The organism is Xylanibacter muris, assembly GCF_013166605.1.
GTDB lineage: Bacteria > Bacteroidota > Bacteroidia > Bacteroidales > Bacteroidaceae > Prevotella > Prevotella muris.
The window spans coordinates 200,223-212,404 of sequence record NZ_JABKKF010000003.1 but is presented as its reverse complement, the minus strand read 5'-3'; the positions used below and the strand labels follow the sequence as shown (position 1 = coordinate 212,404).

Annotated in this window: 16 protein-coding genes; 2 read left to right on the top strand and 14 right to left on the bottom strand. The window is 51.5% G+C overall.

All coding sequences use genetic code 11. The features are described from left to right. Window positions 1–6: 6 nt before the first annotated feature. From HPS56_RS04945 to HPS56_RS04880, 14 genes are all read right to left on the bottom strand, one after another. Window positions 7–282, bottom strand: a complete 276-nt coding sequence (locus tag HPS56_RS04945) for a LysM domain-containing protein (protein WP_172274805.1) — start codon at window positions 280–282, stop codon at window positions 7–9. Next, window positions 279–800: a hypothetical protein gene (locus HPS56_RS04940; protein ID WP_172274802.1), complete on the bottom strand. Its 522-nt coding sequence runs from the start codon at window positions 798–800 to the stop codon at window positions 279–281. Before HPS56_RS04940 ends, HPS56_RS04945 begins: the two co-directional genes overlap by 4 nt. 2 nt (window positions 801–802) lie before the next feature. Beyond that, entirely contained in the window at window positions 803–1,237 is a 435-nt protein-coding gene (locus HPS56_RS04935; protein WP_172274799.1) for an N-acetylmuramoyl-L-alanine amidase, read from the bottom strand. After that, entirely contained in the window at window positions 1,221–1,718 is a 498-nt protein-coding gene (locus HPS56_RS04930) for a phage holin family protein (protein WP_172274795.1), read from the bottom strand. The genes HPS56_RS04935 and HPS56_RS04930 overlap by 17 nt, the downstream gene beginning before the upstream one ends. A gap of 12 nt (window positions 1,719–1,730) precedes the next feature. Then, the gene (locus HPS56_RS04925) at window positions 1,731–2,030 is read right to left on the bottom strand and encodes a hypothetical protein (protein WP_216655759.1); all 300 of its coding nucleotides are present in this window, start codon (window positions 2,028–2,030) and stop codon (window positions 1,731–1,733) included. 5 nt (window positions 2,031–2,035) lie between these two features. After that, a complete protein-coding gene (locus tag HPS56_RS04920; RefSeq protein ID WP_172274791.1) occupies window positions 2,036–2,518 on the bottom strand; it encodes a hypothetical protein in 483 nt (160 codons plus the stop codon). 1 nt (window position 2,519) lies between these two features. Then, a complete protein-coding gene (locus HPS56_RS04915; RefSeq protein WP_172274787.1) occupies window positions 2,520–3,473 on the bottom strand; it encodes a hypothetical protein in 954 nt (317 codons plus the stop codon). A gap of 4 nt (window positions 3,474–3,477) precedes the next feature. Next, window positions 3,478–4,125, bottom strand: a complete 648-nt coding sequence (locus HPS56_RS04910) for a DUF6046 domain-containing protein (RefSeq protein WP_172274782.1) — start codon at window positions 4,123–4,125, stop codon at window positions 3,478–3,480. Continuing rightward, a complete protein-coding gene (locus HPS56_RS04905) occupies window positions 4,125–5,876 on the bottom strand; it encodes a tape measure protein (RefSeq protein WP_172274778.1) in 1,752 nt (583 codons plus the stop codon). The genes HPS56_RS04910 and HPS56_RS04905 overlap by 1 nt, the downstream gene beginning before the upstream one ends. A 162-nt stretch (window positions 5,877–6,038) precedes the next feature. Further along, entirely contained in the window at window positions 6,039–6,323 is a 285-nt protein-coding gene (locus tag HPS56_RS04900) for a hypothetical protein (RefSeq protein ID WP_172274774.1), read from the bottom strand. Between the two features lie 46 nt (window positions 6,324–6,369). Beyond that, window positions 6,370–6,777 (bottom strand): hypothetical protein, encoded by a 408-nt coding sequence (locus tag HPS56_RS04895; protein ID WP_172274771.1) that lies wholly within the window; start codon window positions 6,775–6,777, stop codon window positions 6,370–6,372. 11 nt (window positions 6,778–6,788) lie between these two features. Continuing rightward, window positions 6,789–7,982, bottom strand: coding sequence for a DUF2586 domain-containing protein (locus HPS56_RS04890; RefSeq protein ID WP_172274768.1), 1,194 nt, complete (start codon window positions 7,980–7,982; stop codon window positions 6,789–6,791). A 22-nt stretch (window positions 7,983–8,004) separates the two neighbouring features. Then, window positions 8,005–8,910: a hypothetical protein gene (locus tag HPS56_RS04885; protein ID WP_172274764.1), complete on the bottom strand. Its 906-nt coding sequence runs from the start codon at window positions 8,908–8,910 to the stop codon at window positions 8,005–8,007. Between the two features lie 22 nt (window positions 8,911–8,932). Next, window positions 8,933–10,039, bottom strand: coding sequence for a head maturation protease, ClpP-related (locus tag HPS56_RS04880; RefSeq protein ID WP_172274760.1), 1,107 nt, complete (start codon window positions 10,037–10,039; stop codon window positions 8,933–8,935). A 171-nt stretch (window positions 10,040–10,210) separates the two neighbouring features. Here HPS56_RS04880 and HPS56_RS04875 point away from each other — a divergent pair, with 171 nt between their 5' ends. Then, window positions 10,211–10,654 (top strand): helix-turn-helix domain-containing protein, encoded by a 444-nt coding sequence (locus tag HPS56_RS04875; RefSeq protein ID WP_172274757.1) that lies wholly within the window; start codon window positions 10,211–10,213, stop codon window positions 10,652–10,654. Further along, a complete protein-coding gene (locus HPS56_RS04870; RefSeq protein WP_172274754.1) occupies window positions 10,651–12,180 on the top strand; it encodes a hypothetical protein in 1,530 nt (509 codons plus the stop codon). The genes HPS56_RS04875 and HPS56_RS04870 overlap by 4 nt, the downstream gene beginning before the upstream one ends. Window positions 12,181–12,182 lie beyond the last annotated feature (2 nt).

The following is a 12,182-nucleotide window of genomic DNA, read 5'->3' as shown; positions in this document are numbered from 1 at the left end:
ACAACATTATTTGAATGTTTCCATAAACTCTTCACCGAATATCCTCAGACGGAAACCGCTTCGGTCACGGGCGGTCGCCGGGGATATGTCATTGTCCCTGCAGTAATTCTGCATCATCCTGTTCCACACCTCGTCCGGCATCGTGAGTTCCGTACCTGCTTGAGGTATTTCCGTCATGCTGATACCGTTCTTGTGTGCGATGGCTATCATGGCTTCCCAGGAACCGAATTCCTGCACAGCAACATCGGCCAAAGTCTGCCCGTCTTTGACAACCTGTTTCATCGCATTACTTTTGAAATGATGGCGCCGCAGGCAAAAAGAAGAACGAGCAGTCCCGGGAACCAAAACCATCGGCATGTTTGTCGTGCAGTTTTCACCATGTTTTCCCGAATAACCGTACCGGAAGAGTCTGTTGCCATCTGCGACTGTTTCCCGGCCTGTCCCGTTACCTTCCGATTGTCACTCCCTTGCCTGTTTGCTTTGGTGGTCCCTCTTCCCTGATAACGCTCTTTGGTGTATTCGCTATCCTTTAACAGAACACGGCCGCAGGAATCCACGACTATGCGTTCCCGGAACTTCTCAACAAGACTGTCATTTTCAAACGTCTGCAGAACCTGTTCCGCAGAACTTTCATGTTCAAGACGCTCGTCAAGGCACATTTCAGTCTTCGTTTCGGTCATGCTTGTCTGGGCATTCTCCTTATGGATTTCACTCACCTTCTCCTTTGTCTTACAGCCTGACAGGGAAAGAATGAATCCGGACATCAGCAGAACACACATGATTTTAACAATCCTCTTCATGGTCAAATCTCCTTATATTCTGTTTTGGCATCAAAGCAAGGACAGGCCTTAATCCACTCACACTTCTCTATCTTTCCGTTCTTGTTCAAGTCCGGACTGAAGTCACGATGCCCTTGAATGACGGCATTGGGATATTTCTTCCGTAATAACTTCAGCAGCAACACCAGCGACCTTTTCTGCTCATCGCTCCGTGTGTCCAGATCGTTTAATCCGCCGGTATAGGCTACGTTTATACATACGCTGTTATAGCCACGGACACCGTTGCTGACCTTGCCCTCGTCAAGCATCCGGTGTATCTTTCCGTCAACGGTCACCACATAGTGGTAGCCGGGATTTTTCCAGCCGTTCTTCCTGAATATCACTTCAAGGTCTCTTACCGTCTGTTTCGGATTTCCTGCCGTGCAATGCACGGCGATGTATCTAATGTTCCTTCCCATTGCCGCACATCATTTGAAGGGTGTTTTCCACTTCCTCCGGTTCTATACTCAGTTTTCTTGCTATCTCGCCCACAAGCGCCTTCTTCAGAAGCCGGAGGAACGGCATCTTTGGAAAGCATATCAGCATGCTCGCACTGGCACTCCACAGTTCCACCAGCACGATACAGGCGCAGATAACGCTTGTTGTCAACCCGCTTCCTACACCTAAGAGCCGGTCAATGCCTATGAAACTCAGGACGGCACAACCGTACACGGCAAGTTTCGCGAGCGTGTCACGCGCCAGTTCGCTCAATGCGAAATTGCCCTGTTTCAGACTGGAGGCTATACCCCACGCACTGTCCATTACGACCGCCATTACCGCTATGTTCACCATCGTGCCGTAGCCGGTCACATAGTCCGCAAGAATCATCAGAAGGCAGAGTATCCATCCCCATACCGTGGAAAGGATTTCGCCAAGTCTTTCAAAGAAATTTCCAATCATATTTTTCTGTTTTTAATAAGTTGCTTCTATCTGTATGCCTGTATGGGTGATTTTCACGCTCCCGACACGCTGCCCGTCCATTTCCAGTTGTTCTTTGATGACCGTGCGCCAGTATATCGGGTCATGGTCCAGCAACATGTCACTGATGCCGGCACCCACTGCAGGACGTTCCTTAAGTTCTCCCTTGTGCAGGGAAAGGATGAGAGCCTGGTTCTGCCGCAGGATATCGCCTACGGCCAGTGTACCGTTCCTGACCACAGGCTCAAGGTATTGCCCGTCATCCGCGCCCCATGCCAGTTGTATTCCGTTCATATCCGTCAGTGTTTGATGGTTTCGTCCTCATAGTCACTCTTGTTGAAGGTGGATGCCGCAGTCCCGGGCTTTACTGTCGCAAATGTCCCGCCGGGATGGGATACCGTCACATTATGCGTGTGTTTGTTGAATGTGTCCACAAGTCCGTTTATCTTGTCTGTCAGCTGCCCGATGTTAATCAGACCGCCCAATTTGCCGCCATTGATGACGATGGTATCTATATGGTCCACCTGCAGGACCACAAGATGGGAAAGGTCGCCGCTCAGGCTGCCGACTGTCACAGCACTGCCGACTTTCGGGGTTACAAGCATCAACCCGTCGTCATCCAGTTCCGATGCCTTCAGGCGTACGTCGGGAATGACAATATTGCCTATCTCCACATCGCAGAGCTGTCCGGTTACTGACTTCACGATACCCTGGTATATGGATATGCTCTCCCCTCCGACTGCCTGTTTCAGGTATTCCCTTAATTTGCTATGCTCGTTCATGTCAACTTAATCTGAATCCCAAATCAATTTTACGCTTGCCTCCGTCCTTGGAGAATTCCGTGGTCACGCTCGTCACGAAATATGTCCCGTCCTTATAGGGATAGTCCTTGTCCCGTAAGGTTACGCTGTCTGCCGGACGGCACATCGGTATCAGCCATCCTGTAATGCTGCCCTCGTAGCCGTCAAAGGTGCGCCGTTTCACCTCCAGTTCTCCCCTGGCCCTCATGCCCGCCTCGTCGGATGTCGGACTTCTTATCTCTATTTTCTCGCCGCCGGTACTGCCGGTCTCCACTTCCTTGACAGTCCCGTCAGGAAGCAGGGCTTTGACGACCACCTTTACTTTCTTGTCTGCCGCCCTCCGATAGGTAAGGTTTTCCTCCTTGACATTGACCGCAAGGTCGTAGTACCTTTCCTCATCCATCATCTCACCGGGAGGATGCACATGCAGCGTACCGTTGCACAGGTACATGTCCGCACCGCATTCTTCCTGTATCTTCTTCAGCACGTCGTAGCCGGTGGCGTTGTTGATTACAAACCTGTCGTATGTCCATGAATAGGAACAGTCCACCTTCAGACCAAGCCCGCACCCGGCGACCACCTTGTGCAGAAGGCTTTCCAACGTGGCTTTCTTCAACACCTCGTTCGGCATCTCCCTCCTGAACAGGAACATGTCATCCTCACAGTGAAGCTTGATGTTTCCCCCGTCCGTACTGATGCGCTGCAGCCAGCCGCTGAACTCTCCCTCCATTCCGCTTTCCTCATATCCGAACATGATGCTCACGGCGTCACCGCGCTTAAGTTTGTCTTCTATCTCAAGCGCGTTGTTGTACTGCGACGCAGGAAGTGTTATGACGGCGGTATCTGACAGCTGTTCGACACTCCTGTGTATCTCTACCTTGTCGAGCATGCCCAGCTTATATTCGCCTATCTCTATGTCGTATGTCATCGTATACATGGTCTTACGCATTTAAGTCGTCACGGCTGAGCAGCAGTTTGTATATGTCGTCACTGTAGGCCGTAATGGTATAATTCTGGTTGGTCAGTCCCGTCGTGAAAGGAATGTCCCAGCTCTCGATGGCAAGCCGGCTTATGCCGAAAATCTCCAGCAGGGGACACAGGGCTTTCACGTGGCCCGCCTCGCAGAAGTTCTTAAGCGTCGCGACGTCCTCCTCCGGATATTTGCCCTCACGGGACATCAGGATACCTTCTATCCTTACCGTGTAGTCATCCTGAGTCCAGCGTTCCTTGATACTGCCTTTTATGGCCCCCTTGCTCACATGACGGCGGACGATGATGTTCTGGCCGTTAAGGCTTATCATAGGCTCCAGGGGAAAAAGCCATTCCCTTGCACCGGATTTCTCCAGTTGGAACCGCAAGGGCATGGTCATGGGGACACCAAGCGCATTGGTACGGACCACTTCCTCGAGTTCCGCATCGCTCATATCCTCCACATTGAAGTCCGAGCCGTCCGGGATGGTCTTGCCTCCAAGATAGCCGGTATTGACACCGTAGAAGTTGTTTTCACGGAACAGCCAGTAAGGAGGGACTTTTGTCTGTCCCATTGCCCTGAGGGCTATGTTCTTGAGTATGAATCTTGTTGTTTTCATTATTCGGTACTGGTTGCTATGGCAAGAGCCCTGTTCATACACTGCAGCACGATGCGCTCAAGCTCTGCCGTGTCTGTCTTGTCGGTCATCGTCACGTATATGTTGTCAAAAAACTTGCTTATGTTCATGGTTATGCTGGTGTTTCTCGTCCCACCCGTGGCTAATGCCTCGGCTGTTTTTCTTCCCTTTTTACCTTTTTTGCCCTTCCCGCCGGTGGCTGCATTAAAGACGACCTCTCCGGCTGCGCTACCCTTGGTTCCGGGCGTGGTTATTGATGTGTTTTTTGCCGTTCCCTTTTTGTCTTTGGCACTCTCAACGGCATAGTTTCTGTCATATTCTTCTTTGACACCTGACGCAAGTCTCCTTGTCTGTCTGAACGCCTTTTCCGCACTGGTAATGCCGGTAATGTCTTTTACACCCTGGACGGCACTGTTCCACGCGCCCTTGAAGTCTCCGTTGAAGAGCTTCGACATGGCATCGCCAATCTTGCCTATGCCACTCAGCAGGGTCTTTATACGGTCTATGACATACTCATTGATGATATTGCCGAAACCCTTCAGGGTGTCCCACATCGTCAGAATGAAAGCACGGAAACCGGCAAACTTATTCCAGCAATAGACAACGGCAGCCACGAGGGCGGCAATAGCCGTGATAATCAGTCCTATCGGGTTGGCTGTCAGTGCAACGTTCAGAAGCCATTGGACGGCTTCCCATGCCTTTGTCACCGCCGTAACGACTTTGATGATTCCAACCATGCCGGCAATGGCTATGGCATGAAAGTTAAAGGCTATGGTTCCGACACTGACGACAACAGCCAGAAGTCCCAGCTCTTCTTTCCATCTTGTTATGAATCCGATGATACCGGCTACAACGGCAAATATTCCTTTAAGGGCGGATGCTATCGGAGGGACGATAAACAGGAACAGGTCCATGATGTCATTGACGATGGGCTTGATTTGCTCGAAAATATCCACGGCCGCCTGTTGGACATTGCCGGCAAGGGTGGAGAACTTTCCGCTTACGGTCTGGCTGAGTTTGTCACTCATACCGGCAAAGGCTCCGCCGGCACCGGTGGCATGGTTGATGGCTGCCGCCACGGCATCCATACCGATCTGCCCCTTGCTCATCATGTCTTGAAGTTCGGCGTATGTCTTGCCGGTCATCTTCTGCAGTTCCTTCAACGGGTTGAAACCGGCGTTGATGAACTGGAGAAGGTCCTGGCCGCTCATCTTGCCCGCACTGGCTACCTGGCCGAACACTAAGGAAAGGCTGCTGAGCTTGGTCTTGTCCCCGCCGGCGATGTCGCCAAGCTGACGGAGATAGCCGTTCACCTTGTCGGCTTCCACACCGAAGTTCAGCATGGTCCTGGCGTTGTCCACCAGGTCGAGGTTCGTGTATGGGGTCTTGGCGGCAAACTCATTGATTTGTTTCAATACGCCGGCTGCCTTTTTCTCACTGCCGACAAGAGTGGTGAACGCCACGCTGGTCTGCTCAGCCTGTGCGCCAAGGGATGCGACCGCCCCGATACCGGCACTGATAAGGACATAAGGGTTCGCCAGGAACTGCATTCCCGGCAGGGACATCAGAGAGTCCTTGAAATTGGAGAATGAGAAGGCTTCCCGAAGGCGAGCCCCTGTCGAACTCGCTTTACGGGATATTTCGTCAAGCTGCTTCGAGGTCTGCCGGGCTACGCTCAGCACATTGCCTCCGTCCGCCTGTAACTTGATGAGAAACTTAAGTACGCTGTCCATTGTTTGCCTTCGCCTCCATTTTACGGATGTCAATCAGATACCGGATTGTCCATGCCCATTCTTCATCGCTCAGCGTGTCAGGGTCAATGTGCATGTAATATCTTAAAAGTGTGTTTAAGAACAGTACGTCACACTCTTCGGCATCAGGAACATCGGCATCCGCTAAAGTTTTTTTATCGCGGATTCCTTGACCTTGATGACTTCTTCCATTTTGGGAATGACCGCAAGGAAGAGGGCGTCATCTTCCTGTATCTCCATGTCTCCTGCCACCCATAGCTGTTTCAAAAGGGTCTCGCTCATCTGTATGGGGTCTTTGACCACGCTCACATAACTCAGGTCCTTGCGGTTCGGTCTGCGGAGTATGCAGCTCTTGCCTTCCACACTGAGCTCGAAGACTTCGCCATGCTTCCTTTTCCATTCGGAGACCTGTTCTTTTGTATATTTCATTTTTTACTGTTTGAATGGTTGTTGAACACTGTTTTAATAAATTCCATTACATACTCTTCTTGTCGAGAAACAGGAACGGCAGTGTCTTCTCCTGGAACTTGTCGCCCTGCTTCCACTCTGTATTGTCTTCCGTGAACTCGACACCTATCAGTATGTCCGTTGTTATTACATCACCGGCACTTGGATTGCCATAAGACGAAACGATGTCCGTACTCAAATCCAAGATGTCACCGCCGCCCGCCTGCTTCAATGCCTCGTATTCGCTTTGGAGAAGCGTTATCTCACCGTCATACGTCTTGTTGCCGCGCTGGATGCTGTGGGGCTTGTTGCCTTTGGCATGCAGCAGCTCTTTTTCCTGCTTCACGCTGTATTTCACACCACGGAGCCCGGTAACCATACGGCCGGCCATGACAACCGCCACATCGGCCCACTCATATTCTCTTGTATTGACCATAATTGCTTTTTTTACACTGTTGTAACCAAGAAGCCTAAGTTCACATCAATATACCGGGAATAGCCATGCGGACGGACCTTCAAAGTGACTACGATTTTTGATGTACTCACGACATCCTGTCTGGCATCGATATGGCACTTGCAACCCTCACCGTCAGTCGCACTCAGTTCTCCGCCGGCGGTCATCTGACGGTTGATGGCATTCTCCAGTGTCTGTTGCCAGCTCTTGACCACAGCATGCTGCAAGGTTCCGTCCTCATTCAGTTCGAGCTCGTCGAGGAGTTCCTCAAGCATGGTGTCATAGGAAATACGATAGGCCTTATCAATGACACGGCGGCTTGGCATATACGCATAGTCATCTGTCGGGTCACATGCCATCGGAGCATCTGCAAAATAGTATCCGCTTCTACCGACATGCTTTCTCGGTACGATATAGCCGTTCTCGAAAATCGCACTGATGGTGTTGCCGCTTTCCTCTATCTTTTTCGCTCCAACGTACATTTCCAAGGGAAAAAGGCTGCCGTCTTTCACCCGGCCGATATTGCGCTGGACGGGAATGGAGGCAATGCGGCCGAGAAGGGTTCCCATACAGGCACCCTTGCTGTCTTTGACGGTATCACCTATGACAACGCAGACACGGTTGTACTTCTCTTCTGTCAAGTCCTTCAGTTCCTTGGAAGCATCATAGTTACGTCCTTCCAGAACAAAGAATAACGGGGCATAGAGTTCTGATGTCGCCCACTCGGCAAGCTGCTGGGCTTTGGGAAGAGCAGTAAACACATCAGGGTCAAGACCGTTGGCGCTGGCTGCGGTACTGCCTGCGTTAAGACCGGCCACGCCTATGCCGCGAAGTGCACCGTTCTGACGTGTAATCAGGTCACGGGCAAATCCTTCCGATGTCTTCGTATAGTCACACAACTCTGTGACTTTCATGTTGGCGGAAACAGGATAGAGTATGAGCTTTGTGCCGCTTTCGGCTTCGTCATAAAACTCCTTCACTTGCTTGTAGAGCGTGGCGTTGTTTGTCTCTGTCACGCCCAAAGCCGTCAGGTCATCGGGACTTGTAACCCGGTACACCGTATTCAGTTCAAGTTTACCGGCCACGGCGGACGCTCCGCAGATAAGGGCCATGAGACCGTCGGGGCTTTCGCCGACGGTACCCAACTGGCCGTTAAGAAACTGTATTTTTACTCTTGGTAATTGCATAAGCTATTCCCTTTTCTTATGATTATTCTGCCGTGCCCTCCACTATGAGATACACGCCTTTCTTGTCGTAGCGTCTCGGACTGCCGCCCACACGCATTAAGAAGGAATAGATGTCGCCATAGTATTGCGGATCATCCTCGTTCGAGAACATCTTAACATCACCCAGGGCGCGGCTCACACACTGCCACTGCCAAGCCAGACCGGCAGCAAGCTCCGTAGCCTCTCCGTCTTTTTCCCATGGGATTACGGTTTTGTCAGCAGCCTTTACTCTCAGCACCTGCGAGCGTTGCATGATGCTGAATCCATACAGTTGGCCCATAACGCCTTTGCTCACGTCGGCCAATGCCTGGAATGCCGACAGTTCCTTGTCTGTGAGGTCATCGAGCAAGTCCGCATACTGCACCGCGTCAAGCAACATGTAACGTCCCTCGGATGGAACGTCATCCACGTTCATCCTCACCATCGCTTCCGACACCACTGCCTTGGTGAACTTCTTGCGGTTGCCCGTCGCAGTCCCCGAGGTGTGAGCCTTGCGCGCCGGGCCGCTCGTGTCCAGCGTGTTCGCGCCTTTAGCCCAACGGTACAAAAGGTTCTGCGCCGCTACCTTCTGCAGCTGCTGACGGTCGTTGGCGAGCACGCTGTTGCGCTTGTCATAGTTCAACTCAACCGTATCTATATTCGGAATATAAATAGGGTCTGTGGTCAGCTCGTCCATGTCGTAGGTCAACTCGTTGTCGGTACGCTGGTTCACGCCCGCCGGCTTCTTTGTACGGTTTATTTCCACACCTGACGGCGAACCGGCATTCGGGATATGTACGGTCTTATAACTGACAAAAGCCGAATCATCGACACTTTTGGCGGAGAACGAGTTGTCAGGGTAGAAGTTCTCGACGATGGAGGCAATCCAGATTTCTTTGTTTAATGCCATTTTATTTTGCTGTTTTTGTTTATTATTCGTTGTAATCTATCCCGAACCGTTCCTTATACTTGGCTGCGAACGCCTGCGGATTTGTGTTTTTCAGGATTCCAAGCTGTCCGGCCTTGTCGAGCTCGTCCCAGGTCTTGCTCTCGAAGCCGCCTTTCCCGGCTTCATGGCTGATGAAGTCCACGGCACGCTTTGCCGGTGCAGCCGGTCTCATGCTGTTGATAAGCTCTTCCGTGGCTTGGCGGTCACTGCTCATCAGTCTCTCCATTGCCGGACGTTGTTCCTTGGTTATCTTGCCATCGGATTCCGCCTTGTCCAGAAAGGCTTCCACCTCTTTCTTCTGCAAGTTTTCGATTTGTGCCTTGTAGGCATCATTTACCCGCTGGAGGGCGTCCGCTTTCGTCGCCCTGTTCTCCAGGGCCTTGATGTGTGCCACTATGGCACCAGCGTCTTCCTTGTCACTGAATGACGGAATCGCCTTGATGTCATCTATTAAAGCCATCTCTTGTCTGTTTTGTGGCCCGCTGACGAGCCGGTTATTAAAATAGTTGTAAATCTCATCCGTTGTCGTAGGTTGCTTCTCGGTGGTCTCCATGTCGTAAATGCCGTCACAGAGTTTCATGTCCATTGCTTCCTTCGCGTCTATCCAATGGTCTTTCTCATCGAAGTACCTGGCTTGTACGTCCCTCGCCTTCATGCCGCAGCGTCCGGCTATCATGTTGGACAGGTCTTCCTGGAGCTGTTCCATCTGGTCGGCCGTCTGGCGCAGGACCGAGGCATTGCCCCAGGTGCCGCCACTCACGCTATGGAGCATCAGCTTGGCATAGGGGCTCATGTACAGGGGCTTCCCGCACAGGGCGATGATGGCGGCGATACTGGCCGCCACACCGTCTATATAGATGGTAATGTCACTCTTCGACTGCCTGAGCGCATTGTATATGGCCATGCCGCTGAACACGTCACCGCCACGGCTGTTGATGCGCACGTCTATCTTGTCGTATTGCACCTGCAGGGCCAGGAGCTCACTGACGATACGCCCGCTCTCCACCTTGTAGCCGTCACCGATGTCACCGTATAAAAGCAGTGTGGCACTTCCTTCTCCGGGAATGATATTGAAAAACATTGATGTCATTTCGCACGATTTTTGATGCAAAATTCACATGTTTTCCAGACATATCAAAACCTCGTTTTTATCGTAGCGTCAGTGGGTTGCAATGATAGTCGTGCAGGATGCCGTCATAAAACGGCGGTTTCTTTTTCTATCTGATTATTCGGAACTTTGCAGCACAAAATTCAAATTATTATGGGCAAGCAGAACATTGACAGGAAGGACATCGCCAAGTCGCTTTTCCTCAACGGAAACTATACGCAGGAGGAGATTGCCGACAAGGTGGGGACCACACGGCAGACGGTTTCACGGTGGATTAAGGACGGGGCGTGGGAGGAACTGAAAGCGTCCATCACCATCACACCGGCACAGATTCTGTCAGGACTAAACCGGCAAATCATAGAGATAAACAACAACATCAATGGGCGCGAGGGAGGCAAACGGTTCGCGACCGTAGCGGAGGCGGACACGCTCGCAAAACTGGCATCTGCCATCAAGAAGATTGAACAGGACGTTGGAATTGCCGACATCGTGGACGTGGGCATACGCTTCACAAACTGGCTGCGTCCTCTTGACCTGGAAAAGGCAAAGGAATTCAACGACCTGCTCGATGCGTTCATTAAAGACCAGATGCGATGACACTTGAAGACAAGAAAGCCCTGCAAAGATGGAGCGAGCACCACAAGGCATTGGCTGCCGATGTTCCCGTGGAAGACTGGATGTCCAAACGGGACATCGAGAAGAAGCGCACGGAACTGGAGAAAGAGCCTGTCGCATGGATAAAATACTTTTTCCCGAAATACGCGAAGTATGAGTTCGCGCCTTTCCATACCAAGGCGATACACCGTGTCATAGAGCATGACGAATGGTACGAGGTTCTCTCATGGAGCCGTGAGCTGGCGAAGTCAACCGTGGCGATGTTCATTATAATGTTCCTGATTCTTACCAAGCGCAAGAAGTTCGTCGTCCTGGCTTCGGCAACCGAGACCTCGGCCATCCGGCTGCTTACTCCATATAAGACGAACTTCGAGAGCAACCCGAGATTGCGACAGTTCTACGGGAATCAGGTCACGCTCGGGGCGTGGACAGACAAGGAGTTCACTACACGTTGCGGTGCGAAGTTCGTGGCGTTGGGTGCAGGTTCCGCGCCTCGTGGAGCAAGGAACGAGGAGGTACGCCCGGATGTCATATACCTTGATGACTATGACACGGACGAGGACTGCCGCAATCCGGAAACGCTGAAAAAGAAATGGGACTGGTTCGAGGGCGCACTCTACCCTACCCGTTCCATATCCGAACCGACACTGGTGTTATGGTGCGGAAACATCATCGCCAAGGACTGCTGCATCAAACGTGCCGGTGAAAGAGCCGAGCATTGGGACATTGTCAATATCCGGGACAGAAGCGGAAAGAGCACGTGGCCGCAGAAGAACAAGGAGGAACAGATAGACAGGGTGCTTGCCAAAATTACCCAAAAGAACGCACAGGCGGAGTATTTCAACAATCCTGTTTCGGAAGGTAAGATTTTCAAGAACCTGCCGTTCGGCAAGGTCCCGCCTTTGCGTAAGTTCAAGTTTGTCGTGGCTTACGGGGACCCTGCATATTCCGATTCAAAGAAGAAGACAAGCAGCACAAAGGCCCTGTGGCTGGTCGGCAAGTATAAAGGTGTCTATTACATCATCAAGGGGTTCCTCGCACGTGAGTTGAACGCAGTATTTATAAGCTGGTATTTCGACCTGATGGATTATGTGGCAGGCAAGACTAATGTCTATTACTACATGGAGAATAACAAACTTCAGGACCCGTTCTTCAACCAGGTATTCAAACCGCTGCTCCGGGACGAATGCAAGAAACGCAAACGGGAACTTTATATCAAGGGAGACGAACGTAAGAAAACGGATAAGGCAACACGCATCGAGGCAAATCTGGAACCGATTGACCGTAACGGCACATGGGTATTCAATGAGGAGGAGCGGTACAATCCGCACATGCAGGAACTCATAGAACAGTTCAAGCTGTTCGAATTGCACCTGCCCTACAACGCCGACGGACCGGACTGCATCGAAGGCGGTGTCTCCATCATAGACGAGAAGACGGCGGAACTTGAACCGGCTTACACCATATCATACGATGAGATTAACGAACAGAACAAATATAGGATGTAACC

Bases quoted from the DNA above. Each gene is read 5' to 3' on its own strand.
- HPS56_RS04945 (WP_172274805.1), bottom strand. From the start codon at position 282: ATGAAACAGGTTGTCAAAGACGGGCAGACTTTGGCCGATGTTGCTGTG.
- HPS56_RS04940 (WP_172274802.1), bottom strand. From the start codon at position 800: ATGAAGAGGATTGTTAAAATCATGTGTGTTCTGCTGATGTCCGGATTC.
- HPS56_RS04935 (WP_172274799.1), bottom strand. From the start codon at position 1,237: ATGGGAAGGAACATTAGATACATCGCCGTGCATTGCACGGCAGGAAAT.
- HPS56_RS04930 (WP_172274795.1), bottom strand. From the start codon at position 1,718: ATGATTGGAAATTTCTTTGAAAGACTTGGCGAAATCCTTTCCACGGTA.
- HPS56_RS04925 (WP_216655759.1), bottom strand. From the start codon at position 2,030: ATGAACGGAATACAACTGGCATGGGGCGCGGATGACGGGCAATACCTT.
- HPS56_RS04920 (WP_172274791.1), bottom strand. From the start codon at position 2,518: ATGAACGAGCATAGCAAATTAAGGGAATACCTGAAACAGGCAGTCGGA.
- HPS56_RS04915 (WP_172274787.1), bottom strand. From the start codon at position 3,473: ATGTATACGATGACATACGACATAGAGATAGGCGAATATAAGCTGGGC.
- HPS56_RS04910 (WP_172274782.1), bottom strand. From the start codon at position 4,125: ATGAAAACAACAAGATTCATACTCAAGAACATAGCCCTCAGGGCAATG.
- HPS56_RS04905 (WP_172274778.1), bottom strand. From the start codon at position 5,876: ATGGACAGCGTACTTAAGTTTCTCATCAAGTTACAGGCGGACGGAGGC.
- HPS56_RS04900 (WP_172274774.1), bottom strand. From the start codon at position 6,323: ATGAAATATACAAAAGAACAGGTCTCCGAATGGAAAAGGAAGCATGGC.
- HPS56_RS04895 (WP_172274771.1), bottom strand. From the start codon at position 6,777: ATGGTCAATACAAGAGAATATGAGTGGGCCGATGTGGCGGTTGTCATG.
- HPS56_RS04890 (WP_172274768.1), bottom strand. From the start codon at position 7,982: ATGCAATTACCAAGAGTAAAAATACAGTTTCTTAACGGCCAGTTGGGT.
- HPS56_RS04885 (WP_172274764.1), bottom strand. From the start codon at position 8,910: ATGGCATTAAACAAAGAAATCTGGATTGCCTCCATCGTCGAGAACTTC.
- HPS56_RS04880 (WP_172274760.1), bottom strand. From the start codon at position 10,039: ATGACATCAATGTTTTTCAATATCATTCCCGGAGAAGGAAGTGCCACA.
- HPS56_RS04875 (WP_172274757.1), top strand. From the start codon at position 10,211: ATGGGCAAGCAGAACATTGACAGGAAGGACATCGCCAAGTCGCTTTTC.
- HPS56_RS04870 (WP_172274754.1), top strand. From the start codon at position 10,651: ATGACACTTGAAGACAAGAAAGCCCTGCAAAGATGGAGCGAGCACCAC.